The organism is Micromonospora sp. NPDC047740 (genome assembly GCF_043204735.1).
GTDB lineage: Bacteria > Actinomycetota > Actinomycetes > Mycobacteriales > Micromonosporaceae > Micromonospora.
Genome location: NZ_JBIDCT010000014.1, coordinates 1 through 25,595, shown reverse-complemented (window position 1 = coordinate 25,595; position 25,595 = coordinate 1). Strand labels below are relative to the sequence as shown.

The window sequence follows — 25,595 nt, the reverse complement described above, 5'->3', positions numbered from 1 at the left end:
CCCTCGGAGTATGGTGTCGGCATGAGCGTTCCCATGACCCTCCTTGGCCTGCTCGAACGCGAGCCCAGCCACGGCTACGACCTCAAGCGCGACTACGACACCTTCTTCAGCCGGGGCAAGCCGCTGCCGTTCGGTCAGGTCTACGCGACCCTCGGCCGGCTCGCCCGCGACGGCAAGATCGTCATCGGCGAGGTCGAGCCGGGCGTCGGCCCCGAGCGCAAGCGCTACGTCATCACCGAGCGCGGCGCGACCGAGGTCGAGTCGTGGCTGACCGAGCCGGTCGAGGCCGAACCCCACCTGCAGACGGTGCTGTTCACCAAGGTCGTGCTGGCGCTCATGCTCGACCGCCCCGCCGAGGAGTACCTCGACCGGCAGCGCGCCGCGCACCTGCGGCGGATGAAAGAACTCACCGACATCCGGCGCGGCGACGACCTGGTCGACACCATGCTGGCCGACCACGGCCTGTTCCACCTGGAAGCCGACCTGCACTGGATCGACACCACGATCGCCCGGCTCGACGCCCTGCGGAAGGTGGTCCGGCGATGAAGGCCATCGAGGCGCGCGAGGTGCACCTGTCCTTCGGCGAGACCCCGGCGCTGCGCGGGGCCAGCGTCGCGGTGGCTCCCGGCGAGATCGTCGCCATCATGGGCCCGAGCGGCTCCGGGAAGACCACTCTGCTGCACTGCCTGGCCGGCATCCTGGTGCCGGACGCCGGTGAGATCCACTTCGACGGCCGCCGGATCGACACCCTCAACGAACACCAGCGCAGCGTCCTGCGCCGGGACCAATTCGGGTTCGTGTTCCAGTTCGGCCAGCTCGTACCCGAGCTGACCGCAGAGGAGAACGTCGCACTCCCGCTGCTGCTCAGCGGAGTCAAGCGGGCCCCGGCGCTCGAGCAGTCGCGGCCCTGGTTCGAGCGGCTCGGCCTGGCCGGGCTGGAGCGGCGCCGCTCCGGTGAGCTGTCCGGCGGGCAGGCGCAACGGGTCGCGCTGGCCCGCGGCCTGGTCGCCCGGCCCGGCGCGCTGTTCGCCGACGAGCCCACCGGGGCGCTCGACTCACTCACCGGTGAGCAGGTCATGGACCTGCTGGTCGCCTCGGCCCGCGAGCAGGGCACCACCGTCGTGCTCGTCACCCACGAGGCCCGCGTCGCCGCGTACGCCGACCGGCAGGTCATCGTGCGTGACGGCAAGGTGAACGCGCTGGTGGCCGCATGATCCGGTTCGCGCTACGGCTGTCCGTGGCCGGCGGGCGGGAAGCCGCCGTCCGGCTCGTCATCATCGCCGCCGCGGTGGCGCTCGGCGTCGGCATGCTCCTGACCACGATCGCCGGCATGAACGCGGTCGGCGCGCAGAACCAGCGGTACGGCTGGCTCAACACCGCCGTCGCGCCGGCCTCCTCCGACGCTTCGGCCGACCCGATGTGGTGGCTGGTCCGGGAGGACTACTACCACGGCACGTCCATCGGCCGGGTCGAGGTCGCGGCGCTGGGCCCGGACGCGCCCGTCCCGCCGGGCATCCCGCACCTGCCCGGGCCGGGGGAGTACTACGTCTCGCCGGCTCTCGGCACGCTGCTGCGGACCACCCCGGCCGCGGAGCTCGGCGACCGCTACCCCGGCCACGAGGTCGGCACGATCGGCCCGGCGGCGCTACCCTCCCCCGACTCGCTGCTGATCGTCATCGGCCGTACCCCGGCCGAGCTGGAGCCGTTGGGGGCCACGAAGGTCACCCAGATCATGACCACCTCGCCGAGCGACTGCAGCCACGGCTGCTACGTCGGCATCAACGGCTCTGGCCTGACTCTCGTGCTGTCCGTCGTCGCGGCCGCGCTGCTGTTCCCGGTGCTCATCTTCATCGGCACCGCGACCCGGCTGGCCGCGAGCCGCCGGGAGCAGCGGTTCGCCGCGATGCGGCTGATCGGGGCCACGCCACGGCAGATCTCCGTCATCTCGGCCGTGGAGTCGACAGTTGCGGCCGTCGCGGGTACCGCTGTCGGGTTCGGCCTGTTCTTCGCGTGCCGGCCGGGGCTCGCCAGGATCCCGTTCTCCGGCGAACCGTTCTTCGCCGCCGACCTGTCGCTTACCGTGATCAACGTCCTGGCGGTCGCGCTCGGCATCCCGCTCGGCGCGGTCGTGGCGTCCGTGCTGGCGCTGCGTCGGGTGCAGATCACGCCGCTGGGCGTGAGCCGGCGGGTGACCCCGAAACCGCCGCGCGTCTGGCGGCTGATCCCGCTGGTCGCCGGGCTCGCCGAGCTGACCTGGTTCATCGGGCGGCGGCCCGCCACGACCAACGGCCAGATCGCCGCGTACCTGTCCGGGTTCGTGCTGATCCTGATCGGGCTGGTGCTGGCCGGGCCCTGGCTGACCATGTTCGGTGCCCGGGTGCTGGCGGGGCGGGCGAGCCGGCCGGCCACGCTCATCGCTGGGCGGCGCCTCGCGGACAACCCGCAGGCCGGCTTCCGGTCCGTCAGCGGGCTGATCGTGGCGCTGTTCGTGACCAGCGTGGCGACCGGCACGATCACCACGTACGTCGCCAACCGCGGCGCACCGCGCACCGACTCGGTGGCCGCCACCTCAGTGAGCAAGACGTTCTGGCCCGAGGACGGTCCCGCGCCGGCTGCGGACCAGATCCCCACCGGGCTGCAGGCGATCCCCGGGGTACGCAGCGTTTCCGTGCTGCACCGCAATCCTGACCCGGACGGTTGGCACGGCCTGATCACGTGCGCCGAGCTGGACCGCCTGGCGGTGTACGGCAGCTGCCCCGCCGGCGCGCAGGTCGCCGCCGTGCCTGGCGACCTCATCGGCATGCGCGCGATGGACCTGACCAACGACACGTACGTCTGGGAGGCAGCCGGCACCGCCGCCGCGGACGTCGACCGGCAGCCGATCCTGTCGGTGGTCGTCAACACCACCAGCCGGTCCGCGTTCGAGCAGGCCCGGACGATGCTGATCAACGCGTTCCCGCTGGGACGATTCCCGGCGAGCGTCGGCGAGTGGGAGGCGAACTCCGCGCGGCAGATGGTGCAGTTCCAGCAGCTGGCCAACGTGGTCATGCTGGCCAGCCTGCCGATCGCGGGGTGCAGCCTGGCGGTGAGCGTGGCCGGTGGGCTGAGCGACCGGAAGCGGCCGTTCAGCATGCTGCGGCTCACCGGGGTGCGGCTGCGCACCCTGCGCCGGGTGGTGGCGTTGGAGACCGTCGTACCGTTGCTGCTCGTCGCGGCGGTGGCGATCGGGATGGGGTTCCTGGCGGCGCACCTGTTCCTGCGGGCGCAGTTGGGCTACACGCTGCTGGCACCGCACCTGTCGTTCTACCTCATGGTCGCCGGCGGGCTGGCAGTGTCGCTGGGCATCATCGCCTCCACACTGCCGCTGCTGCGCCGCATCACCGGCCCGGAGACCGCCCGCAACGAGTGAACCCCGGCAGACCCACGAACATCAGGTTTCACCGAGGTCCGCGGCCGGACGGGTCATCCCGTCCGGCCGCCCATTTCCGCGTGACTCAGCGCCGACGTCAGGTTGTGCGGACTGAGGCGAGCGAAGCACGCAGAATTCAGCCGCCGGCCAGCGCGAATCCGACGAAGATGATCACGGCCAGTGGCACGGCCACGGCCAACGCGAGCGCCCGCTGACGGGCCGATCTGCCGATCAGCACGACGGCCAGGACACCGAGCGCGACGTCGATGGCGACATTCCACGCCGAGCCCGACGGGTAGCTGGGATCGTCGGCCCTGCGGGCGAACCGAGCCGCTTCCTCGAAGAACACCGCAGCCGGCAGTGCGGTCCCGAGGACCTGCCGCCAGCCCGCCCCGCGCGCCCAGTCACCGCCGATGCCGAAGACCACCCCGGCGACGACACCGAACACCATCCAGAGCAGCGACGTCGGCGCCCACACCACGGCCAGGTCGTCGCCCTGGATGAGGGCCGCCGCGAGGTAGTAGCTGGGCACCGCGACCACGAGCAGCACAGCGGCGCCCACCGCCGAGCGCAACCAGCCAGACCTGGCCCAGTATCCGAAGGCGAAGGCGGCAACCGCCCACGTGGCGGTGGAGTTGCCGAGTTCGGCAAACGGGTACGGGACCCACTTGATCCAGACGAAGTCGAGGAAGCCGAGCAGGAAACCACCCACCACGGCGGTGAGCGCCACTATTCGAGGACCAGGTCGCACGCCGGGAAGCATACTCAGTATGCGTACGAGGAAATCTCAGCACCCATGGCGGCGCGGTCAGTGAGCCGTTGGCTGGACCTGGCGTGCGACAACATTGGTTCCCACCGCTTGCTGGCGACCCCGCACTCGGCTCACCTCGTCGGCCGCCGTTTCATGGGATGTTTTCGTAGTCGAGGCCTGGGTTTACCCCGGTGGTGACCAGGAACGTTCCGCGCTGGAACCGGGGCTCCCTGCTCCGCAAGGGTGAGGCGGAGCAGGCGACCTTCGTCGAACTGTTCTTCGACCTGGCCATGGTGTTCATCCTCAGCCGGCTGGTCGCACTGGCGTTCGACGTGCTGGCCGAGTCACCCGGCACTCCAGGCTGGGTGGTGCTGGGGCAGACCCTGCTGCTGTTCCTGCCACTGATGCGGGTCTGGACAGTGACGACATACATCACCGCCCGATTCGATCCGCGACGACCCGCAGTGCAGGGGGGCGTCATCGCCAGCGTGTTCGGTGTGCTGATCTTCGGCATCAGCGTGACGTGGGCCTTCGACGGGCGCGCCGTGGCGTTCGCCTCCACCTACATCATCATGCAGGCCGGCCGAACCCTGGCGATCAGTCTCCTCGCCACGGTGGCCGAGGTGCGTACCACCTATCTGCGGTACTTCTGCTGGTACGCGGTCGTTTCCGTCCCGTGGCTGATCGGCGCGTTGTCCCACGGGGCCATCCGCCCGGCCCTGTGGGCCTTGGCGGTGCTCGTCGAGTACGTCGCGAACGCCCGCGGCTGGCCCGTGCCCCGACTCGGCGCCGGCCTGGCGAACCTGTGGGCGACGGCCGCCCGATACCTCGCCGAGCGCTACCAACAACTGCTGATGATCTCTCTCGGTGAGCCGCTGCTGTCCGTGGGCGTCGCCTTCACCCAGGTACCGGCCAGCCCGTACCGGATCACCGCACTGATCGTCGCGTTCCTGACCACCGTGCTGCTGTGGCGCCTGTACTTTCACGTCGCCGGTCAACTGGTCGACGACGCGGTCCTGGCCGCCTCGCACCCGGCCCACACCGGGCGCGTCGCCGGTGCTGCCCACCTGACCATGATCCTCGGGATCATCACGTCCAGCGTGGGGCACGACCTGGTCGAGAAGCACCCCTCCATGCACACCCCGCTCACCTGGTCGTCGGTCATCCTCGCTGGGCCTGCCATCTTCCTCGTCGGCCGCTCCGCGCTGGAGTACGTCGTCTACTCCCGCGTCTCCCTGCCCCGCCTTGCCGGCATCGCCGCCCTCGTGGCCCTGGCCGTCCCGCTGCCCCTCGTCCCACCACTGGCAGTCTCCAGCGCCGCCGCCATCGTGCTACTCGCCATCGCCATCGCCGACACCAGACGCTCACACCGCCACCCCGACGAACAGCCCACCCCACCCTGACAACGGCGAGCACGGTGAGCTGCCACAGGTCAGCGACCGAGGACGAAATACCCAAGACCTAGCAGGCCGCGATAGATGCCGACGTACTCCCGCAGCCGGGCATCGAGTTCCTCGCGAACCTTCGCTGCGCGAGGGTCCTCCGGGTGTTCCAGCAGCCACTCCTGCTGGCCCGCGCGCCAGGTGGACTCGAAGTCGTCCCACTCTCGCTGGTCGGCAGTGCTGAAGTGCAGAACACGCCAGCCCAGCCCACGGGCCTGCTCGATGAGATCCGCGAGCGGCACCGTCTCCTCCCCGAAGATCTTGACCGCCTCGGCCGTTGGCGGCTGCTCCCAGTACGCGTCGCCGAACAGGAGCCGGCCACCAGGCCGCACGAAATCGGCGAGTGCCATGAGGGCATCGGCTGTCCCGCCGAAGGCATGCGAGGCGCCAACGCACAGGACACGATCGCCTGTCTCCGGCGAGGTCGCCGCGTCCCCCTGTACGAAGGTGACGTGCTTGTCCAACGACCGGTCAGCGGCCAGTGCCCGCCCCCTCGCGAGAGCGGCATCATCCGTGTCAACACCGACGCCCGTCGTCGCAGCTGCGCCGCTCACTCCTCCGGCGGCAACCGCCCTCAGCAGCAACTCACCCCACCCGCAGCCGAGATCAAGCACCTGTGCGCCAGGCCGAATATCAAGCCGCTGCAGAAGCAGGGCAGCGTGCTCCTCAGACAACGGCGTGTTCCAGCGCATCCGCACATAGCGCAAGGCGGCGAGGTCGTCAGGTGTCTGCATCCGCTGAGGTTGCCAACTCCGGATCGACGGCGCATCCCCGTTTCGCCACCACCGCGGCAAGCGATGGCCGCCATCCAGCAGCAGTTCCGGTGGGATCACTTTTCTCGTCAGCTTCAGGCAGCCCGCAGAGCGGCCGTGCCGGCCAACTCTCTGCGGCAAGAGCCGCATGTGCGTCGGCGCCGCGCGATCACCGTGCTGCGCACGGTCCACTTCGAGCCGAAGCCGATAGGTCGGTGAGCTGTAACCGTGACCGGCGTGGCAGAGGCTGGCCACATGGAGGCAACGAGGATACGGGCCCTGCTGCCCTGGATCACCGCCGTGGCGCTGCTCGGCGGTTGCGGGTCCGCCGCCGGCGGCAGCCCCGCCGGCGACGACCTCGACGGGCTGCGCCAGCAGGCGCGCGCCGCCCTGGACCGCTATGACCAGGCGGTACGCGACGCGGGCGACACCGCGCGGTTCGTACCGGTGGGAGAGCTGACCCGGCAGCTCGGCGACTGGGAACTGGCGAACGGCGCGTACAAGGAGAGCTTGGCGGCAGGCCGCGTCGAGGCCACGGCAGCGCTGCCCACCGCGCCGACGCCGACCGGCAACCTCGTCTGGGCCGACGGCACCAAGCAGTCCCTGCCGTTGGTCGCAGCGGATGAAACGTTGGCGCAGCTGCGCCAGGCCGGCACCGGCGACTGCGTCGACTGCGCGCCGCTGAAGGTCACCGGCGCCCGCCTGACCACGATGACGATCTCCACCACCCGGGGCTCCGCGACCGTCCCGGCCTGGGAATACACCCTCGACGGCACCGCCGTACGGCTGACCCGACCGGCGGTGGCCGCCTCGTCCACGGTCCAGGTGGCACCGCCGCCCTGGGACCCCGACAAGCCGACCGGCGGGCTGCAGATCGAGACGGCGACCACAACCACCACCAGCCGCGAGCTGGCCGTCACCTTCACCGGAGCCCCTGGCCCGCGCACCAAGCCATGCGGCGCCGACTACAGCGCCGAGGCAGTCGAGTCGGACCAGGCCGTCGTCGTAATCGTCATCGAGCACCGGCACGCCAGCGCCGAGTCGTGCGGGGACGTCGGGGCGCGGCGCAGCGCCACCGTCGAGCTGGCCCGACCCCTGGGCGAGCGGGCGGTCCTCGAGGTGCAGCAGGGCCTACCGGTCAGCGTGACGATCCGCTGACCTCCGCTGCCCGGGAAGCGGTCCCGGCTACCCGAGCGGGACCTGGACGGCGACGTCGTGGTTGGGGTAGTACGCCTCGAACTGGTCCGCGCCGTACTTGTCGCGGAACATCGCCACGACGTGGTCGACCCGGTCCGCGTCGGTGATCGGGGTGGCGCTGGAACTCAACGCCGTGCCGTTGGCGGCGATCTGGATCATCGGTGTGCGTCGGACGTTCTTGTACCAGTCGCTGTTCGAGCCGGTGACCGGGACCAGGAAGACGCTGTCCTCCTCCTGGACGAACCACACCGGGTGCGAGATCTGCCGTCCGGTCTTCCGGCCGGTAACGGTGATCTCGACCTCCCGGACGCCCTGCAGAGCGTCCCTGATCGCGTTGGCCACGATGCCCTCCGACGGCTGCCCCGACATGCTCTCATCTGCCAGGCTACGAAGCCCCGTGACCGCCCGAAGCGGGTTCCGCGACCTTGTCACCGGCAGAGGCTCGGGGCTGCGGTGCGTGCCATCGGTAGGCGACGATGTACGGCCGTGGCCCGATCGCTGGATCTGGATGAGCTTGTCGAGCACTGGACGCTGTTGGATGACCAGTAGGAGCTGATTTCCGGCAAGCGCGGGCCGACGCGGCTGGGGTTCGTATTGTTGTTGAAGTTCTACACGCGGGCCGGCCGGTTCGCCCCGGGTGCTTCGGGTGAACCGCCTACCACCTCCTTGCCAGCCGCAGTGGCTTTTGCGGGTTGTGGCGACCCTCGTTCCCCAGGTGCGCTACGACTGCCTGAGCGGGACGGCACCCCGCGGACGGGTGGATCATGCCGGGAGATCCGACGAAGCTGCTGCCCAAGGGTGAGGCGACGGGACGCGCCTCGTTCCTGGAGCTCTTCTTCGACCTGGCCTTCGTCTTCGCGCTGACCCAGGTGGTGTCCCGGGGCGTGGAGAGCCTCACCGTGGCTCCTGGCGTGCACGACTTCGGCATCAACGTGGTCAGCGCCGCCAAGGCGATTTTCCTGCTGCTTGCCCTCTGGGCGGTCTGGCAGGGCACCGCCTGGACGACCAGCCGGTACGACCCGTACCAGCCGATGGTCCAGCTCGTCGTGCTGATCGCCCTGGTGGCCAGCATGGTGATGGGAGTGGGGATCCCGCGCGCCTTTCGCGACGCCGCGGCCACCTTCGTGGCTGGGTATGTGATCGCTCAGGTGAGCCGGCCGCTGCTGCTCGTCATAGCGCTGCGCGGCGACGAGCGGCAGCGACTCAAGATGCGGATGTTGATCACCTACTCGGCGACGGCGGTTCTGTGGATCCTCGGCGTTCTGTTCGCGTGGTCCGGAACTCGGCTGTTCTTCTGGGGACCAGCCTTGGCCATCGAGTATCTGGCCGGCCGGTTCGGTTGGCCGGTGCCCGGCCTCGGTCGCTCGGCTCCCGCCCAATGGTCCATCGCCGGCGCGCATTTGGCCGAGCGGTACCAGCAGTTCTTCCTCGTGGCTCTCGGCGAGGTGGTGTTGGTCACCGGGCTGACCTACGTGAGCGAGGGGCGTTCCCTGGCGTCGACGGTGGCCTTCGCGGTCGCCGTGGGAAAGTCGATCCTGATCTGGCGGATCTACTTCTACCGCGCCGGCCAGATCCTCGCCGAGGCCGTCCAGGCGAGCCCGGCTCCGGCACGCATCGGGCGGTCCGCCGCCGATTCCCACATGATCATGATCGCCGGTGTCATCACCATGGCGATCGGCTACGAGCTGGCGATCGCCCGTCCGCTCGGGCATGCCCCAGCCGTTTGGACCGCGGCGATCCTCGCTGGGCCGGCCGTGTATATGGTGGGCCGGTCCCGCTTCGAGCACGAGGTATTCGGTCGAGTATCGCCGTCCCGGCTGGTCGCCATCGGTGCGCTGGTCCTTCTCTTCCCTGCGTTGCTCTGGGCGTCGCCGCTGGTCGTGCTGGCCGCAGCCGGGGTCGTGCTGGCCGGGGTGGCCCTCGCCGATGCGCGGCGGGCGTGGGGCAAGCCGCCCGAGCCACCGGCGCCGCCGATCTGACGGGTTGCCCACCGGCCGGGCCGGCCGGTGCGCCACGCGCGGCGGGGGCGCGGTCGGCCGCCTGGTTGTCGAGTTGATCGCGGCAGCCCTGCCGGGCTCGGCGTCGGCGGCGTCGCCAGCGGCTCGCCGGCCGATCTCTCGTAACACCCCTTTTAGGCGCTGCACACCTTTTACGATGGACTCTCAGCTCTCACATCTGCGTCGAGCGGTGCCGGAGGCCGCGGACGAGTTCCGAGGAGGCGGCGGTGGTCCAGGCGTATCCCCAGCCGCCGCCCCTGACGAGGAGCCGGCGGCCGTGGCTGCGGATCTTCCTGGTCGGCCTGGCACTGTGGCTCGCCACCGTGGTGGTCACCTTCCTGACCGGTAACCCCGCCCTGGTGCCGACGCTGGTGCTGCTCGGCAGCTTCCTGGTGCCCGTGACGTTCGTGGTGTGGGCATTCGGGCGGCGGGAGACCGGCGAGCTGACCCCGGGCCTGATCCTCAGCACGTTCCTGGCCGGTGGTGTGATCGGCGTGCTGGCCGCGTCGCTGCTCGAGTCCTACCTACTGCGCCCGTCGTGGTGGCTATTCCTCGGCGTGGGCCTCATCGAGGAGGCCGTGAAGCTCGGCGTGCTGGCGTTCCTGACCCGGCACATGCATGTGAAAGCGACCCGTGACGGCATCATCCTCGGCGCCTCGGTCGGGTTCGGCTTCGCGGCCCTGGAAACCGCCGGGTACGCGTTCACCGCGCTGTTCACCGCCCACGGGCTGTCGCTGACCCAGGTGGTGGAGACCGAGCTGCTGCGCGGCGTGGTCACACCGTTCGGTCACGGCCTGTGGACGGCGATCCTCGGCGGGGTGCTCTTCTCGTCCAGCACCCGCGAGCACTTCGTGATCACCGGGCGGCTCGTCCTGGCCTACCTCGGGGTGTCCCTGCTGCACGCGCTCTGGGACGCCATGCACGTGATCGCGCTGCTCCTGACGCTGCTGCTGACCGGAGGGACCACGACGCCGCACGGGCAGCTGGTCCGGCCGACCGCGGGGCAGGTCGCGCTCTTCGCCGTACTGGACCTGGGAGGGCTGGCGCTCGTGGCGGTGGTGGGGCTGCTCTGGCTCTGGGCGCTGGTACGGTCCGCGCGTCGCGCGCCACACGTGCCACAGGTGCCGCCGTACGGGTTCCGGGTGCCGATCCGGCCGCCCGGCTCCTGAGATCGCAACGCCACGCCTGGGCGGCCTGCCCGCGCACGGTCAGGTCATGGTGCTGTTGGAGGAGACGGCTGATCGGGCAGGCCCCGCCGCGACGTCGGGAGGCCCCAAGAATGGGGAGGCCGACACCCGCTGGCGGCCTACTGGCGTGCCCGAGCGGGGCTCACAGCACCCCGCGCAGCACGTCGTCATACGTTGTCGCGGCCGCTTGAACGGCACGCCCGGCCAGAGTGATCTGCGTTAGACGCCCGGCCGGTCCGTGTCGCACAGGTAGCGCTCCAGCAGGTCGGCGCTCTCAAGGCGGGCGACCAGCCGACTGCCTGACTGTTCGCGCCCTGGCGATCGGGTGGCCCAGTCGGAATGACGACGGAGGCCGCCCCGAGCGGGACGGCCTCCGTGAACGGAGATCCGGATCCGGGTAGCGGGCGACCGTGGGTCAGCCCCGCGCTGACGGGTCCTGCCACTCCGAGCGCAGCTCGGCCAGCCACGGGCCGGTGGCGTGCTGGGCGGTGACGGTGACGGTGACGGTGTCCCCGTCCTTGAGGGATTCGAGTTCGCGCAGGCAGTGGCCCTTGTCCTTCCGCTTCACCTGGCAGGAGATGTTCGGGCCGTTACCGGAGTACTCATAGACCTCTCCGGCGACTACGGACACGCCGTTGACCGAGACCCGGTAGATGCCGGGCGTCTGCGGAACCACCGTGAAGTCAAAACCCCGGTGCCAGGTCAGCGTGGTAGTGGCGGGCTTGTTCGGGTCCGCCGGGTCGCTGTGCACGACCTTGGTGCCAGGCTCGCTGGCCATGCCGTCAGGCGTCGGCGGTGCCAGCTTGGCCGGGCGGGCCGGGAAGGGGTACTGGGTGAACGGCACCTTCTCGGCTACCGCGACATACATCGTGCCTTGGGTGGGAATCGTCGGCAGGTAACCGTTGCGCTGGGCGCCGCTCACCGCGACCGTGACCGTGACCGTGTCGCCGACGCTCGCTCCCCGAGGCGCTGTCCGGCCCCGCTCTGAGCCGTAACCTTGGGACCCGCCGTATGGGGTCGGGTCGTTGTGCAGGTCCGCGTTGCAGGTCGTGGTGTAGCCGGCATCGCTGCCGTTGATCGCCAACTTGAGGTCGAGCGACGTGTCCTTCGGCAGGCCGGGGCAGTAGGTCAGGAACGCCACGTCCGTCGCGGTGACGGCCCAGGTGAACTCCACCTTCTTCGATCTCACGTGCGCCTTGCCGAAGGCGACGACGCGGTAGCCGCGGGCGTATTCGGCAAAGGGTCCGACCTTGCGGCCCGCCACCGGCTCTGGGGCAGCCGACGGGCTCGCCGATGGGGTCGCCGATCCGGCGGCGACCTTCGGGGGCTGGGCCAGTTCGCCACCGGGAATGGCGACGTAGGTCGCCAGGGCCGCGATCAGCGCCATGGCGCCCGCTCCCCCGGCCGCGGCTTGCCGGCGGCGACGGACGGCGATCCTTCGCCGGACCTCTGCCAGGCGGTCGCCAGACGGTACGGCGTGGGCCGAGCGCTGGTCCATGAGTTCCCTGAGGTCGATCATCGGTGCGCTGCCTCCAACGTCAGCGACTCGTCCAGTCGCAGCTTGGCCAGTGCCTTCGTGGCCTGGCTCTTGACGGTGCCCACCGAGATGCCCATCGCGTCCGCGATCTGCGCCTCTGTCATGTCTTCGAAGTAGCGCAGCACCAGCACCGTCCGCTGGCGGCGGGGCAGCTTGCCGATCGCCTGCCACACCTGGTCCCGCTGGTCCAGGTGCGACAGTTCGTCGGCCGTCGGTCGTTCCGGAAGCTGTGACGTCGGCTGCTCGACCTGGCGCCACCTGCGCCGCCACCAGGAGGCGTAGACGTTGACCAGGATTCTTCGTACGTACGGCTCCGGGTCGGCGTCGATCCGCCCCCAGGCGCCCCACGCGCGTACCAGCGCCGTCTGCAGCAGGTCCTCCGCGTGCGCCCAGTCATGCGTGAGCAGATAGGCGGTACGCAGAAGCCGAGCTGATCGGGCCGTTACGAACTCCGCGAACGTGTCGCTGGGTGCCACCGGCTCTCCTTTTTAGTGGGTCGCCGGTTACTACCCGAGGGTCGATCCAGAAGGTTGCCCCCGCCGGGCGGGTTTCCCGATCCACCGAACGACCGCCTGTCGATGCTACGACTCCGGGTGATGCCCGGGAGCCGCGTTGCGGGGCAGGAGGAGGAGCGACTAGTGGTTGCTTTCCTTTCTAGAGCTGTCCACGATTGACGGTCGTGGGTGGCTCGTCGTTTGCCGTCGGGGCAGCGGTATTTCGACGATTCGGATGTGCGCCGGGTGCTGCAGCCGGGTTTGACGCCGGGCGGCGGAAGGTGGTGGTGTACTGCCGGGTGTCGTCGCCGGGCCTGAAGTCGGATTTGGCGTCGCAGGTGGCGGCGATGCAGCAGTTCTGCCTCGCTCGCGGTCTGGCCGTGGATGAGTGGGTCAGCGAGGTCGGCGGCGGGTTGGATCTGCGCCGGGAGAAGTTCCTGGCGTTGATGGACGCGGTCGACCGGGGTGAGGTCGCCACGCTGGTGGTGGCGCACCAGGACCGGTTGGCCCGGTTCGGGTTCGACCTGGTGGAGCATGTGGCGGCGCGCGGTGGCTGCGAGATCGTCGTCGCGAACCAGGAGTCGCTGTCCCCGCAGCGGGAGATGGTCGAGGACTTCCTGGCCGTCGTCGGCTCCTTCTCGTGCCGGCTGTACGGGCTGCGCCGCTACGAGAAGGAGTTGGAAAGGGCGGACTTGGCCATGGAGGGTGACCGGTGAAGGTCACCCGGATCGCCTACTCGGCCCGACTGAATCCTGGCAAGTACGCCGCTCTGGTGGAGCTGGCCCGCCGGTTGGGTCGGGTACGTAGTGAGGTGTGGCAGCGTTACGGCTCGATTCTCGGTGTCGGGTCTGGGTTGCGGGACCGGCAGGTGCGGGACCGGTGGCTGGCCGACGGCACACACGCCCGGTTTGGTGTGTTGGCGAATGCGTGGAAGGAAACCGTCCGCGACGCCATGGCCGACATCGGAGCGAACATGGAGGCGGCCAAGGTTGACGTCCGGCGGGCGATCTCTCGGCGCACCAACGATCCGGCCGAGCGCAAGCCGATGTTCACCGCGTTGAAGGCCGACCGATGGGCTGGGGATCCGTTCCTGGCTCGGCAGATGCGCAAGCATTGGAAGCGGGGCCGTAACCGCACGCATGATCAGATCGTGGTGCGCGCCGACAAGTACAACACCGCCGTTGATGGGCAGGGGCTGGCGTCAGATCCAGGACGCCGCACTCGAGGACTACTGGGCGGTCCGCGACGACCACGTCGCCACCGTGTGGGCCGGGCTGGGCTGGCGGCAGTGGTCTCTCACGTCGTGTCAGTCACAGCTGGAGGGAGCGCTGCCGGGCCCTGACCTTCCGGCCTGCCGCCCATTGCCAGATCGTCACCAACCGCATACGTTCGAACACCATCAGTCGTGGTGCGGATCGGCTGCATTAGGTGGGCCGCACCCGTCAACGCCCCCAACGGGGCTCGTCACACGGGAGGTTTATGACGATGATGCGATCGGCAGACAAGACGCGACGGCGGTGGCGCCTGGTCGGCGCAACCCTCGGCGCGGCGACGGTGGGCATGGTGGGAGTGTTGGTCGCGCCGACCGGCGCGCAGGCGGCCAGCGACCGGGTCGCGGTGGTCGACCAGCGGTACGGGGTCAGGATCTTCAGCGCCGGCGCCAGCCGGTGGACAGCCGGGTCGGCCCAGTGGTCGTGGAAGCGACCCGCCGGCAGCGGCTGGAAGAACCTCTCCGACGTCAAGTTCCGCAAGCAGGGCTCGCGGTACGTGGTCCTGGTGGCCGCCTCCGGCGGCCGGGCCGGGATCGTCGACTACGCTACCCGCAAGGTGCGGTACCAGGTCACGCCGGGCGGCAACCCGCACGCCATCGAGCTGCTGCCCAACGGCGCTGTCGTAGTCGCCTCCTCCGACCCCGGCAAGCTCACCCTCTACGGCAAGGGCCGGACGAGCCCGGCCGCCACGAAGGCGTTCGCCAAGGCGCATGCCGTCTACTGGGACAGCGCCATCAAGCGCCTCTGGGCCGCCGGCGGCACCCGGCTGTGCAGCTACAAGGTGAGCGGCACGGCCACCGCTCCTAAACTCACCAACGCTGCCTGCCGGACGGTCACCGGGAACGTGCACGACCTGTCACCGGTCTACGGCACCTCCGCCAACCTGTGGGTGAGCAACACCAGCCACGTCTACCGGTACGACATCAACCGCAACCGATTCCAGCGGGCACCCGGATATATCGACACAGACAAGATCAAGAGTGTTGGTAACCACTCCGGCGGACTGGTCTTTACGACCCGGGTCACGGGCAAGAACACCAAGGATGACACGTACGGCGACGGCAACGTCTGGCTGTACCGGCTGAACGGTTCCTACGTCGGCAACCGCTACCTCTCCGGGGCGGCGATCTACAAGGCCCGGCCGGTGGTCTGGAGCTACCGGTAGCCACGCCCCGGGGCCGGTGGCGGGTGCCCGCCGCCGGCCCCGGTGTGCCGTAATGATCAGAGACACCGCCTTCGCACGCAACGGCGCCGAGGTCGATCAAGCCCTGGAGGCTTTCCGGTGCCGGAGCCCTGTGCGGCATCGTCACTCGCGACCGCAAGCGCAGCGAGCACCGCGCACACCTGCTCGTGTTCGACATCCCGGTGACTCTGCGGGCGCTTGAACCGATCGGCGAGGACGAATTCTGGCGCCGACTGAGCCTGACCGCCTCTCGGTAGCAGGCTCCACCCACCGGTGGGAGTGGAAGATGGTCACCAACGCGGTGGTCCTCGCGTCTCGCGGCGTGGACCAAAGGGGTCACCGCGGAGGCGCTGAAAAGCGTGTCGGAGCGTAGAGGTTCTGCGCATGTTCCTGTCAACGCCGCCTACATCTCACAAACCTGCCACCGCTGCGGCGTCTTCGGCCGCCGTAGCGGGGACAGGTCTTACTGCACCCGGTGCGGGGTGGTGTGGCAGGCTGACGTGAACGCCGCGATCAACATCCTGCACCGAGCCGGCGACCCCGACGTCGCCCTGCGCACCCCACACCAGGTGGTGAAGCAGATCCTGCAGGACCGGATCGATCGCCACCGGACCAGACTGCCGGTCCAGGACTCCAGCCCAGCCACCGCTGGGCCGAGAGCGAAACATCCGAACCACTCAGCAATGAGCAACGAGTAGGAAGCAGGTCCCTGAGGCGGCGCTACCCGGTGATGAGGTCACCGGCCGGGCAGCTTCCTGGCTCTGGTCAGTTGCCGATGGGCAGGCCCTTCAGCATCTCGGCGAGGTCGCCGGTCTCCGCCGCGGGCGGCGTCTCGATGTTCACCGGCTTGCCGTAGTCGGTGTAGTTGACCGTCAGGTCGTACATCACGCCCATGATCATGTGCACCCGGCGCGGCTGGTACTGCTCGTCGACCCAGAGCTCGATCGTGATCTCCTTGACGCCCTGCTTGGCCATTTGCTCCTCGACACTTGCCCGCGTCTCGGCGTCGAGTTGCCCGAGGTAGGTCGCCACCGGAGTGGTGAGGGTGTAGTGGACCGTCCTCGCCCCGTTTACCGTTTCCTCACCGACGACGGTGACTCCCTCGGTGGCGAGCAGCGTCTTGACCTGCTTGGTCGGGTCCATGTCCTCGAACTGCTTGGAGAAGTCCATCCCCGCTTGGGCGCCCATGGCGGACAGGTCCAGCTTCATCCAGCGCTTCCCACCCAGGGCCGAGCGTTGCGCCTCCGGCACTTCGACGTAGCACACCGCGCCGATCATTCGGACGATCACCGGGGTGCCATCGGGGCCCGTTGTCGACATCTCGAGCTTGACCGGGTTGCCCAGGTCCATGACACCCTGCATCGAGACCTTCTGGCCCGCCGCCGTGCCCTCCGCCGTCACGGCCACGGAATCGGCCTTGTCCGTGGTCTCAATCGTCTTCTGCAACGAACCCTTGAGATCACTGGCGAGCAGTTCCAGCACGCTCGGCTGCTTCGGCGCGTTCGGGGAGCCCGGCTTCGCGCAAGCAGTCACCGCGAGCGCCGTCAGGGCGGAGACCGCCAGAACAGTCGTCTTCTTCCACAGTGACACGTGACAGCTTCTTTCCCCCGAAGGATTCTGGGGGTCGCCCCCAGAGACGGACGACACGCTATCCCAAACGGTCAACTCGGGACGGCCCCGGCGGCGGGAGGGTCGGCGGCCCGTAAGTAGATATACGCGGATATGGTCCCCATGCGCCGGATGCGCGGCCGCGCGTGCGTGGTCGGTTCTGACGAGGTGGGGGAATGGAAAGAGAAACGCAAGGTCAGCATCGGGTACCGCGACGGCGGGGGCGACGATCGACACGTCCCGATCCGGATTCGGGCCTGGTGGGCGCCTTCGCCGACCGCCTGTTGCGGTTGAAGCAGGAGGCGGGCAATCCCTCGTACGAGGAGATGTCGGTGCGCCTGGGCGCGGCTGCCTCGAGGTCGTCGCTGGCCGCCGCGGCCCGGGGCCGGAGGCTTCCCAGTTGGGAGATGACATGGGAGTTCGTGCGAGTGCTCGCCGTCGACCGGCTGGGCCACGACCCGGTGGACACCGAGCAGGAGTGGCGGGAGCGCTGGATGCAGGCCAAGGCTGCCGGGCATTCGGCGGGCACCGCGTCGACGGCCGGCGCGGTGCCGGAGCGGCCTGCGGCATCGGAGGCACCCCCGGCCGTCCAGGAGACGCCGCAACCCGAGACCAGCGAGGTCGAGGAGACAGAGCGGACCGGGGAGACCGACCGAACCGGCGACAACGCCGAGCGCGGCCGTGGACGGGCGGCTCCGGCCGCCGTCGAGCCTTCACCACCCCGGTTGCGCGCCCGCCGGCACATCGGCATCGCCGGCGTGGCTGCGACCATGGCTGCGCTCACCGGTGCCGGGGTCACCTTCGTCGTCCTAGATCGGCGGAGAGTTGAGAGCGACGGCAGCGTGACACGCGCGGTCGTCGCTCCACCCGACCATGACGACTCTCGGTTCGAGGGCGACATCACCTATCCCGACGGGACTCTGGTGCCGCCGAACACGTCGTTCACGAAGATCTGGCGGATCCGCAACACGGGGACGGTGGTCTGGGCCAACCGCTCTCTGGCGCGGGTCAACGAAACACCGTGCCAGGCGCCGGTGGCGGTCGCCATCCCGCAGACAATGCCGGGAGAGACCGTGGACATCGCGGTATCCGTCCGGACCCCCGGCGAGCCCGGAAGCTGCAAGATCTACTGGAAGATGGCCGACGAGGACGGGCGAATGTATTTCCCGCTCAAGCGTCCGGTCTTCCTGGACGTACGGGTCGGCGGCTCGTAGGTTCCGCGCCGACCTGCACGGCTTCCTTCTCACCCCATCGGTCCAGTCAGCCACGAACCGCACGGTGAGGCGGCGAAGCCCTGCCGGTGCCGCATCGCACCGGCAGGGCTCCGCGTCCCCGTCCGGATGGGTCAGCCGCAGTTGGTACCGCGCTTGCCGCCCTCGGTGCCGCTGATGCGGCCCATCCAGTCCACGCACTTGCCCGCCGCCGACAGGTAGACCGGGCCGGCGTAGGACGTGAAGTAGTTGCCCTCGTATGCCGGCCAGTGGCTGCCGACCGGGTTGATGCCCAGGCCCACCTCGATGAGCACGGCCGAGCCGGCGGTGTTCCGCTTGGCGATCGCGCAGTTCTTGCCCGTGGACGAGCTGTAGGTGAGGAACACCGTTCCCTTGGTGCCGATCGGGGCGGAGTTCACGACGCTGTAGCCGGACCCGCACTCGCCCGCGTAGGTGGCTGCGTACGCCGGGGTCGCTGCGGCCAGGGCTCCGGCCATCGCGGTGGCGGTCAGGGCGACGGTTGCGGCGGTGGTCTTGACGAGCTTCATTGCACTGTCCTCCGGTGCTTGCTGGTGGTCGGGTCAGCCGCAGTTGGTGCCGGTGCGGGTCTTGGAGGCCGTCCCGATGGTGCCGCCCCAGTCGACGCACGAGCCGGCCGCCGACACGTAGACCGGTCCCGCGTAGGTCGTGTAGTTGCCGCTGTCCTTCTGCCAGGTGGAGGTGCCGGAACGGCGGAGGTACGCCTCCATGAGCGTGGCGGTCCCCGGCTTCTCCCGGATGGTGACGACGCAGTTCTTCCCGGTGGAGGAGCTGTAGGTCAGGTACACCGTGCCGCGGAGGTCGGGAAGGTCGATCAGGTTGACCACGCCGTAGCCGGAGCCGCACTGCCCGCCGTAGAGCGCGGCGTAGGCGGGTGAGGCGTTGACCAGGGCTCCCGCCGTCGCGGCGGCTGCCGTGAGTCCCAGCGCGGCGATCTTCTTCGAAATGCGCACGAAGTTCCCTTTCTACTGTGGATTGCCGCGAATGACGCTGCCAGGCGGCGCGGGCCGGCACCAAGCGATCTTCGTCCAGTGATCTTCCAGTGGACTATTCGGAGAAATAATCGCCAGGTCAGCGGCTTGGTCGAGGCGGAGCGGCGCACGGCGCGGGAGCGGGTGGCGCTCGGCAAGCATGGACGCGGCCGGATCGGGCGCCCGACTCCGGATACCTCTCGAAGAAAACTCAAAAGGCCTGATCCTGCCCGTCGCGCCATCCGAAAGGAGTGACAGCCAGCGCTATGGTGTGACAGGGGGTAGTCGAGGCTGTCCGGCGGGTGACGGGCGGGCGCACAAGAGCGCCCCAGGCCTCAGGCATCGGTGATGCCACACAAACGGGGGTAATCATGTTCGAGCGGCTGGGCAGATTCGTCGTACGCAGAGCGTGGTGGGTGATCGGCGGCTGGCTGCTCGCGGCAGCCGCCATCGTCTTCACCACACCGTCGCTGAGCGACATCACCTCCGCCGATCAGGAAAGCTTCCTGCCGCACTCGTACGAGTCGGTGCAGGCCACCGAACTCGGGAAGAAGGCGTTTCCGCAGCAGGCCACCGCGACGGCGATCATCGTGGTCAAACGCGCCGACGGGCAGCCGCTCACGCCGGCCGACGAGGCGAAGGTGGGCCAGCTCGCCCAGTCGCTCAAGGCCCGGAACATCGCGCACACCACCGGCTACCTGACCGGCCCGCCGGCCGTGGCGCCGGACAAGTCGGTGCAGGTGGTGAACGTCGGCCTCACGTCGGTCGCCCCGGACGACCCGGCGCTGCTCGACGCCGTACGCGACCTGCGGGCGGCCATCGGCCCGGAGCTGGCGGGCAGTGGGCTGAGCGCGGGGGTGGCCGGCGACGTGGCGAGCTTCGTCGACAACCAGGACACCTTCAACAAGGCCTTCGCCGTGGTCGGCGTCGCGACGATCATCCTGATCATCGGACTGATCCTGATCATCTTCCGCAGCCCCATCGCCGCGCTGCTGCCCGTGGTGGTCATCAGTGGGGTCATGGCCGTCACGAGCGGGCTCGTCGCCGCGGCGGGCAAGGCGTTCGATCTAAATGTGAGTCAGGATCTGCAGACGGTGCTGCTGATCGTGCTGTTTGGCATCGGCACCGACTACATCCTGTTCCTGCTCTTCCGCTACCGCGAGCGGCTACGTGCCGGTGACGACAAGCGCACCGCCATGGTCGTTTCCGTCGAGCGGGTCGGTGAGGTCATCACCTCGGCCGCGGGAGCGGTCATCGTCGCGTTCCTCGTGCTGCTCCTGGCCTCCCTGGGCTTCTTCGGGTCGCTCGGCCCGGCGCTCGCGATCGCCGTCGGCGTCATGCTGGTCACCTCCCTCACCCTCATTCCGGCCGTCGTGTCGCTGCTCGGCCGGTACGTCTTCTGGCCGTCCAAGGCCTGGCAGCGTGCCCCCAAGGCCACCATGTCCCACCGACTCGGGACCGCGATCGGACGCCGGCCGGCGCTCGTCGCGGCAGCGTCCGGCGCGTTGCTGGTCGCGCTCGCCGCAGGCGTGCTCGGCTACAAGGCCGACTACGACTTCAGCGCCGGCTTCCCGCAGGACACCGAGTCGGCGAAGGCCGCCGCGGACCTGCAGCGCGGGTTCGCCGCTGGTGCGCTCGCCCCCACCGAGGTCTACCTGACCACCGGCAACGGGTCGCCGCTGACCGAGCAACAGATCAGCGACTTCGCGGCGGCCGCGGCGGGCGCCCCGGGAGTTGGCCGGGTGCAGCCGCCGGAGCGCAGCAGCGACCCGAGCGTGGCCCGGGTCAACCTGCTGCTTAATGAGAACCCGGTCTCCAACAAGGCGATCACCCTGGTCCGTGACGACCTGCGTGACGCCGTGCACAAGGCGGCCCCGCCCGGCACCCGGGCGCTGGTCGGCGGCACCACCGCGATCTTCGCGGACATCAACTCGGCGAACAACCGGGACCTGTCGGTGATCCTGCCGGTGGCGGCCGGCCTGATCGCGCTCATCCTCGCCCTGCTGCTGCGCAGCCTCGTCGCGCCGATCTACCTCGTGATCGCGGTGCTGCTCAACTTCGCCGCCACCCTGGGCGCCACGGTCTACCTCTTCCAAGGCCTGCAGGACAAGCCCGGGGTCACGTTCCAACTGCCGATCATCCTCTACCTCTTCGTGGTGGCGATCGGCACCGACTACAACATTTTGATGATCGCTCGACTACGTGAGGAGGCGCGAGAGGGCAACGAACCACACGAGGCCGCCGCCATCGGCGTGGAACACGCCGGCCCGACGGTCGCCGCGGCGGGCCTGATCCTCGCCGGGACGTTCGGGGTGCTGATGCTCGCGCCGATCTCGTTCCTGCAGCAGATGGGCTTCGCGGTGGCGATCGGCATCGTGCTGTCGGCGTTCGTCATGTCCATGTTCTTCGTCCCCGCCCTCACCGCGCTGATCGGACACAAGGCGTGGTGGCCGGGCCACGGCGACCAGCGGCCGACGCGCGGCCGGCACGCTGCACCGGAGCCGGTGACCGTGGCGGAGGCGTAGCGGGGGTGCGCGGCGGCGGGAAGCCCGCCACAATTTGACCACTCGCCCTGCGGCGCCGGCCGTATCGCTTCGGTACGGCCGGCGCCGGCCTTCGTTTCCGCCTACTGGTCGGCCCTGGCCTTCCGGTTGGTCGCATCGTTCATTGTCGTGGTCATCACGGCACTCCTCACCAGGCACAACGTCCACTGGGTCAGGCCGGAAACACCGTTAGATCCCATACCCACCAGAATGCTGACGTTGTCGGCTTGGATCGGGAGGTCGGATCGTGGGGCCTTTGGGGTGGGTCGAGGAGCTTGATGAGCTCTTGCGGGTGGTGCGGCGGCAGGGGTCGCTGGGGGAGGTCCTGCACTGGCTGGGGCGGCGGATCGGGGCAGAGGTTGCCTGGGTCGGTGGCACGTCCACGGTCGAGGCGGCGACCGCCGGGTTCCGCCGGACGATCCTCGCCGCGCTCGATGAGCAGTTGCGGCGCTTGGCCGTGGGGCGGTTGGCCGCGGTCACGACGCAGGTCGGCGGAGCGCACGTGCATCTCGAGGCATTCGGGGAGCGGGTGCCTCGTCCGGTCCTGGTCACGGTCAGCGGCGTGGAGCTGTCGCGTGAGGCTGCGGCGTTGGCGTCGCGGGCCGGGGGGCTGGTGGAGCTTCTGGGGCGGGCACTGGCCGCCGACGACAGCTTGCGCGGGTACGAGGAGAAAGCGCGGCAGCTGCGGTTCGCCGTGCTGAGCGCGTTGATGGCGGGGGATGTCGCCCTCGCCAGGCGGATGACCGCCAGTGACGTGCCCCCGCTGCTGGGTGACGAGCGGGTGCGGGTGTACCTGCTGCACTGCCCTCCCGCCGACCGTGACCGGCTCGCCCGCGCCTACCAGGACACCTCCGGTTACCACGGCCCGGGCCTGATGGTGCACTGCCCGTCATTCAGGGAGCACCTGATCTGCCCGATCGCCGAGAACTCCGGCGCCGACGGGCACCTCGACCTGGATTCGGTGCTACGGCGCCTAGTCAGGGAGAACTCGTCGTACGCGCTCGGGGCCAGCAGGCTCCACCCGCTTGACGCCACGGCCGCCGCCTATGGCGAGGCCCTGCACGCCTTGGCCGTCGCGCGTAACTCCCCGAAACGCATGGCCGCCTACCGCGGCCAGCCCTCGCTGGTGCACCTGCTGCCCCGCCAGGCAGCGGTCGTGTGGGCCCGCACGTATGTGGCGCCCCTGCATGCCGTCCCGAAGCTCACCCTGGACATCACCCGCCTGGCTCTGACGTTCCCGCGCTCGGCAGTGGCACGTTTGCTGAACATCGGCCGTAACACCGTCGCCGCGCACTGCCGGCGGGCGGAGGAGGCGCTGGGGCTCGACCTCAGTGACGTCCAGGCCCGCGCCACGCTCGACCTGGCGCTGTCGCTCAGCAGTCTCCACAGCGGCCTCCAGCCCGACCCGCCAGCCACCCAGCAGGCCACGCCGAGCCTGGGTGAACTGCTCGGCAGCCGGCCCGCGACGACGTGGGCGGAAACCTTCCTCCGGCCCCTGCGCGACGCCGAGCATCGTGGCGTGCACCGCACCGTGCGGTCCTGGATCGAGGCCAACACCGACGCCCAGCAGACCGCCGCGCAGCTGGGCCTGAGCCGCAACACCGTCCGGGCGCACCTGCGCGTCGCCGAGCGTTCGCTCAACCGCGACCTGCTGACGACCGGGTCGGGCATCAACGACCTCGTCCACGCCCTCCGCGCCGTGAGCGGGCACCGTGCACAACCTGATGAGGAAATTGAGCATCGTGCACGGTAGCTCCGGCAAGATGCCGGGCCATAGCGTGCTTCGTGTGCGGATGAGATCGCACCAGATCCAGAGAGGATGCGGTCCTTGAAAGACATGACGACTCCCACCGTACACAGGTCCGCGTCAAAGGCGACGGCGAATACGTCTCCGTCAAGGAAAACCAATCCGACGGGCATTCGGCGATCGGCAAAATCGTTTCCACCGGAGGCGATGGCATAACCCGTCGCAATCCCTTGGCCGGTACACCTTGACGCATTCAGGTATCGACTTCATGGGAGCCCGTATGACGAGATGCGTACGGTCGGCGATCGCACTGATCGCGGCGCTCGCCGCGGCGATGGCGGTGTCCTCGCCAGCGAGCGCGGCGGACGACCAGATCAACCCCCGCAGCACCACCGCGTTCACCCTCACTTCGGACTGGAGCCTCGAGGCGTACGCGGTGGCACTGCAGAACGAGTTGGGCACCCGCCGGTCGGTGACCGCGGTGCTCGACGCCGCGAACCGGTCCACGGCGGCGTGCAACGCGAGCCAGCGCGGCGCGTTACCGGAGTACTACGCCCGCACTGACTACCCGCTCTCCCCGGACCAGATCCTGCGCAGCACCGAATCGTTCTGCTGGGACCCCGGCGACAGCAAGGCGACGTACTGGATGCCGCAGGGGGTGACCGGGTCGTCCGACGCGGACGACGACGGGCTCTGGGGCACCAAGCGGTTCCTCGCCGTGAGCTGGCACTACGACAAGTCCGTCGCCGGCACCACCGTGGACAAGGGCGTCCGGGTGACGCTCGTCGACTTGACCACCGGCAAGTACCGGCACGTGTTGTTGGTCGAGCCGACGCGGACGGTGACGCCGAACTACACGGCGGTGCCGATCCACGCCGGTGGCCTCGCTTGGCTCGGCCACTACCTGTACGTGGCGGACTCGGCGAAGGGCCTCCGAGTGTTCGACATGGATCGAATCCTCGAAGTCGACGCGAGCCAGGACCTGATCGGCCGGCACAGTGGTACCTACTACGCGCACACGTACCAGTACGTGGTCCCGCAGGTGGCGTCGTATCAGCAGGCCGTCCGGAACTCGCCGTGTACCCCGCAGCCGGACCAGCTGTGCTTCTCGTCGATCTCACTGGACCGCAGCACCACGCCGGACACCTTGGTCGTCGGCGAGTACCGCGACGGCCGCAGCACGGACCCGGCGATCGACGGGGGCCGGGTGGTGCGCTACGACGTCGTGTCGGACACCCGCAAGCTGGTGCTCACGTCCGGTAAGGCGGTGCCACGGGACGCGGTGACCGTGCCGAAGAGCAACGTCCAGGGCGTGCAGACCTGGCAGGGGCGCTACTACCTCGGGCGCAGCTCGCTGTACCAGCACAGCTTCATGAATACCGGGCTGCCCGGCTCGACGGTGGTCGCCAACAGTTGGGCGATCGGTGGCGAGGACCTCTACCACGAGCACGGCGCCGGGATCAGCGCCGGAAAGCTCTGGACCGCGACCGAGCACGCGTACGACGGTGCCGGCAACCTCATCGACCGGCGCGCGGTCTTCGCCGTCCCGCTCGCCGAGATCGGCTGACCTATCCGATATGGCCGACCGAGGGAGAGCTGAATTCCCTCGGAAGTAGTCGCCTGGCCACAACGGCCAGGCCGGAGCAGTAAGAGAAGGAGCACCATGTCCGTGAAGCAATGGCTCACCCCGTCCGCCGCCGGAGGCAGCGCAGTATCTCGTTTCGCGGTGGGTGCTGTTGCCGTCGGCACCGCGGTCTTCGGCTTGCCGTCAGCGAGCTGGGCGGCCGACGGCACCTACCTCGACAAGTGCTCCCGGCCCGACGTCTCGTGCCAGACCGGAGTCAAGGTGGACCCTCCCCTGCTGCTTAGTTGGTGCGAGGAGGCTCCTGCCGACCGCCACTACACCAGGGTCTGCATCCAATTCACCGGCGACAAGGTCTATGTGTTTGACGGCGCCAGCGACGGCCATTCGGCATTGGGGAACGTCTTCACCGGGGCAGGCTCGGTCAATGACCGGTATTGCCGTAACCCCCACGGAGCCGGCACGTGGGCCGAGTGCAACTTTGACTGGGTGGAAGACTCCGCGAAGCATGTCTACGGTGGATATCGCATTGACTCCACTGATTATCGCCTCGACTGGTTGGGGTCGTTCTCCAACAACTAGTACTCCAGCCGGGGATGTTGACCTTGGCTGAGCTGTGGCGTGATGCGGCGCGGGAACGAGGGCAGCCACCGTCGATCATGGACGGTTGTGTG

Annotated in this window: 23 protein-coding genes and 1 pseudogene; 16 read left to right on the top strand and 8 right to left on the bottom strand. The window is 69.3% G+C overall.

The window, feature by feature from the left end; translation table 11 throughout:
* Positions 1–21 precede the first annotated feature (21 nt).
* Genes ACGF4F_RS24780 through ACGF4F_RS24770 form a run of 3 tightly spaced genes read left to right on the top strand, consistent with a single transcriptional unit; the run spans position 22 to position 3,409 of the window.
* Positions 22–546 carry a helix-turn-helix transcriptional regulator gene (locus tag ACGF4F_RS24780; RefSeq protein ID WP_393080673.1) on the top strand — a complete coding sequence of 175 codons (525 nt, stop codon included), beginning with the start codon at positions 22–24 and terminating at the stop codon, positions 544–546.
* On the top strand, positions 543–1,214 hold the full coding sequence (locus ACGF4F_RS24775; RefSeq protein WP_393080670.1) for an ABC transporter ATP-binding protein: 672 nt from the start codon (positions 543–545) through the stop codon (positions 1,212–1,214). Before ACGF4F_RS24780 ends, ACGF4F_RS24775 begins: the two co-directional genes overlap by 4 nt.
* Positions 1,211–3,409, top strand: a complete 2,199-nt coding sequence (locus ACGF4F_RS24770) for an FtsX-like permease family protein (RefSeq protein ID WP_393080667.1) — start codon at positions 1,211–1,213, stop codon at positions 3,407–3,409. The genes ACGF4F_RS24775 and ACGF4F_RS24770 overlap by 4 nt, the downstream gene beginning before the upstream one ends.
* 136 nt (positions 3,410–3,545) lie before the next feature.
* On the opposite strand, the gene ACGF4F_RS24765 is transcribed toward ACGF4F_RS24770, so the two are convergent.
* The gene (locus ACGF4F_RS24765) at positions 3,546–4,160 is read right to left on the bottom strand and encodes a DUF6518 family protein (RefSeq protein ID WP_393080664.1); all 615 of its coding nucleotides are present in this window, start codon (positions 4,158–4,160) and stop codon (positions 3,546–3,548) included.
* 194 nt (positions 4,161–4,354) lie between these two features.
* Here ACGF4F_RS24765 and ACGF4F_RS24760 point away from each other — a divergent pair, with 194 nt between their 5' ends.
* A complete protein-coding gene (locus ACGF4F_RS24760) occupies positions 4,355–5,563 on the top strand; it encodes a low temperature requirement protein A (protein ID WP_393080661.1) in 1,209 nt (402 codons plus the stop codon).
* Positions 5,564–5,592: 29 nt separating this feature from the next.
* Here ACGF4F_RS24760 and ACGF4F_RS24755 read toward each other — a convergent pair whose 3' ends face one another.
* Entirely contained in the window at positions 5,593–6,609 is a 1,017-nt protein-coding gene (locus ACGF4F_RS24755) for a methyltransferase domain-containing protein (protein ID WP_393080658.1), read from the bottom strand.
* Here ACGF4F_RS24755 and ACGF4F_RS24750 point away from each other — a divergent pair, their 5' ends adjacent.
* Positions 6,610–7,512, top strand: coding sequence for a hypothetical protein (locus tag ACGF4F_RS24750; protein ID WP_393080655.1), 903 nt, complete (start codon positions 6,610–6,612; stop codon positions 7,510–7,512).
* A gap of 27 nt (positions 7,513–7,539) precedes the next feature.
* On the opposite strand, the gene ACGF4F_RS24745 is transcribed toward ACGF4F_RS24750, so the two are convergent.
* Positions 7,540–7,920: a nitroreductase/quinone reductase family protein gene (locus ACGF4F_RS24745; RefSeq protein ID WP_393080652.1), complete on the bottom strand. Its 381-nt coding sequence runs from the start codon at positions 7,918–7,920 to the stop codon at positions 7,540–7,542.
* Positions 7,921–8,315: 395 nt separating this feature from the next.
* Between ACGF4F_RS24745 and ACGF4F_RS24740 the strand changes: the two genes are divergently transcribed.
* Complete coding sequence (locus ACGF4F_RS24740) at positions 8,316–9,530, top strand: low temperature requirement protein A (protein ID WP_393080649.1); 1,215 nt, start codon at positions 8,316–8,318, stop codon at positions 9,528–9,530.
* Between the two features lie 245 nt (positions 9,531–9,775).
* Positions 9,776–10,717 (top strand): PrsW family intramembrane metalloprotease, encoded by a 942-nt coding sequence (locus ACGF4F_RS24735; RefSeq protein WP_393080646.1) that lies wholly within the window; start codon positions 9,776–9,778, stop codon positions 10,715–10,717.
* A gap of 433 nt (positions 10,718–11,150) precedes the next feature.
* On the opposite strand, the gene ACGF4F_RS24730 is transcribed toward ACGF4F_RS24735, so the two are convergent.
* On the bottom strand, positions 11,151–12,122 hold the full coding sequence (locus ACGF4F_RS24730; RefSeq protein WP_393080644.1) for a hypothetical protein: 972 nt from the start codon (positions 12,120–12,122) through the stop codon (positions 11,151–11,153).
* A 128-nt stretch (positions 12,123–12,250) separates the two neighbouring features.
* The gene (locus ACGF4F_RS24725; RefSeq protein WP_357436886.1) at positions 12,251–12,748 is read right to left on the bottom strand and encodes a SigE family RNA polymerase sigma factor; all 498 of its coding nucleotides are present in this window, start codon (positions 12,746–12,748) and stop codon (positions 12,251–12,253) included.
* A 207-nt stretch (positions 12,749–12,955) separates the two neighbouring features.
* On the opposite strand from ACGF4F_RS24725, the pseudogene ACGF4F_RS24720 reads away from it, so the two are divergent.
* The 4 genes and pseudogenes from ACGF4F_RS24720 to ACGF4F_RS24705 form a co-directional block, all read left to right on the top strand.
* Positions 12,956–13,482, top strand: a pseudogene (locus ACGF4F_RS24720) (IS607 family transposase); the annotation flags it as partial.
* Complete coding sequence (locus tag ACGF4F_RS24715) at positions 13,479–14,108, top strand: hypothetical protein (protein ID WP_393080641.1); 630 nt, start codon at positions 13,479–13,481, stop codon at positions 14,106–14,108. The pseudogene ACGF4F_RS24720 and the gene ACGF4F_RS24715, both read left to right, overlap by 4 nt.
* Before the next feature lie 143 nt (positions 14,109–14,251).
* Positions 14,252–15,202: a DUF6528 family protein gene (locus ACGF4F_RS24710; protein WP_393080638.1), complete on the top strand. Its 951-nt coding sequence runs from the start codon at positions 14,252–14,254 to the stop codon at positions 15,200–15,202.
* 377 nt (positions 15,203–15,579) lie between these two features.
* Complete coding sequence (locus tag ACGF4F_RS24705; protein ID WP_393080635.1) at positions 15,580–15,918, top strand: zinc ribbon domain-containing protein; 339 nt, start codon at positions 15,580–15,582, stop codon at positions 15,916–15,918.
* 67 nt (positions 15,919–15,985) lie between these two features.
* On the opposite strand, the gene ACGF4F_RS24700 is transcribed toward ACGF4F_RS24705, so the two are convergent.
* Positions 15,986–16,810 (bottom strand): hypothetical protein, encoded by an 825-nt coding sequence (locus ACGF4F_RS24700; protein ID WP_393080632.1) that lies wholly within the window; start codon positions 16,808–16,810, stop codon positions 15,986–15,988.
* Between the two features lie 278 nt (positions 16,811–17,088).
* Here ACGF4F_RS24700 and ACGF4F_RS24695 point away from each other — a divergent pair, with 278 nt between their 5' ends.
* Positions 17,089–18,042: an NBR1-Ig-like domain-containing protein gene (locus ACGF4F_RS24695; protein ID WP_393080629.1), complete on the top strand. Its 954-nt coding sequence runs from the start codon at positions 17,089–17,091 to the stop codon at positions 18,040–18,042.
* A 131-nt stretch (positions 18,043–18,173) separates the two neighbouring features.
* Here the strand turns inward: ACGF4F_RS24695 and ACGF4F_RS24690 are convergent, their stop codons facing one another.
* The gene (locus ACGF4F_RS24690) at positions 18,174–18,587 is read right to left on the bottom strand and encodes a spore-associated protein A (protein ID WP_073832997.1); all 414 of its coding nucleotides are present in this window, start codon (positions 18,585–18,587) and stop codon (positions 18,174–18,176) included.
* 33 nt (positions 18,588–18,620) lie between these two features.
* Positions 18,621–19,031, bottom strand: a complete 411-nt coding sequence (locus ACGF4F_RS24685) for a spore-associated protein A (RefSeq protein WP_073832998.1) — start codon at positions 19,029–19,031, stop codon at positions 18,621–18,623.
* 389 nt (positions 19,032–19,420) lie between these two features.
* Here ACGF4F_RS24685 and ACGF4F_RS24680 point away from each other — a divergent pair, with 389 nt between their 5' ends.
* The 4 genes from ACGF4F_RS24680 (at position 19,421) to ACGF4F_RS24665 (ending at position 25,503) form a co-directional block, all read left to right on the top strand.
* Entirely contained in the window at positions 19,421–21,574 is a 2,154-nt protein-coding gene (locus ACGF4F_RS24680) for an MMPL family transporter (protein ID WP_393080625.1), read from the top strand.
* A gap of 274 nt (positions 21,575–21,848) precedes the next feature.
* The gene (locus tag ACGF4F_RS24675; protein WP_393080622.1) at positions 21,849–23,345 is read left to right on the top strand and encodes a helix-turn-helix domain-containing protein; all 1,497 of its coding nucleotides are present in this window, start codon (positions 21,849–21,851) and stop codon (positions 23,343–23,345) included.
* A gap of 274 nt (positions 23,346–23,619) precedes the next feature.
* Positions 23,620–24,906, top strand: a complete 1,287-nt coding sequence (locus ACGF4F_RS24670) for a hypothetical protein (protein ID WP_393080619.1) — start codon at positions 23,620–23,622, stop codon at positions 24,904–24,906.
* Positions 24,907–25,002: 96 nt separating this feature from the next.
* The gene (locus ACGF4F_RS24665; protein WP_393080616.1) at positions 25,003–25,503 is read left to right on the top strand and encodes a hypothetical protein; all 501 of its coding nucleotides are present in this window, start codon (positions 25,003–25,005) and stop codon (positions 25,501–25,503) included.
* Positions 25,504–25,595: the final 92 nt, after the last annotated feature.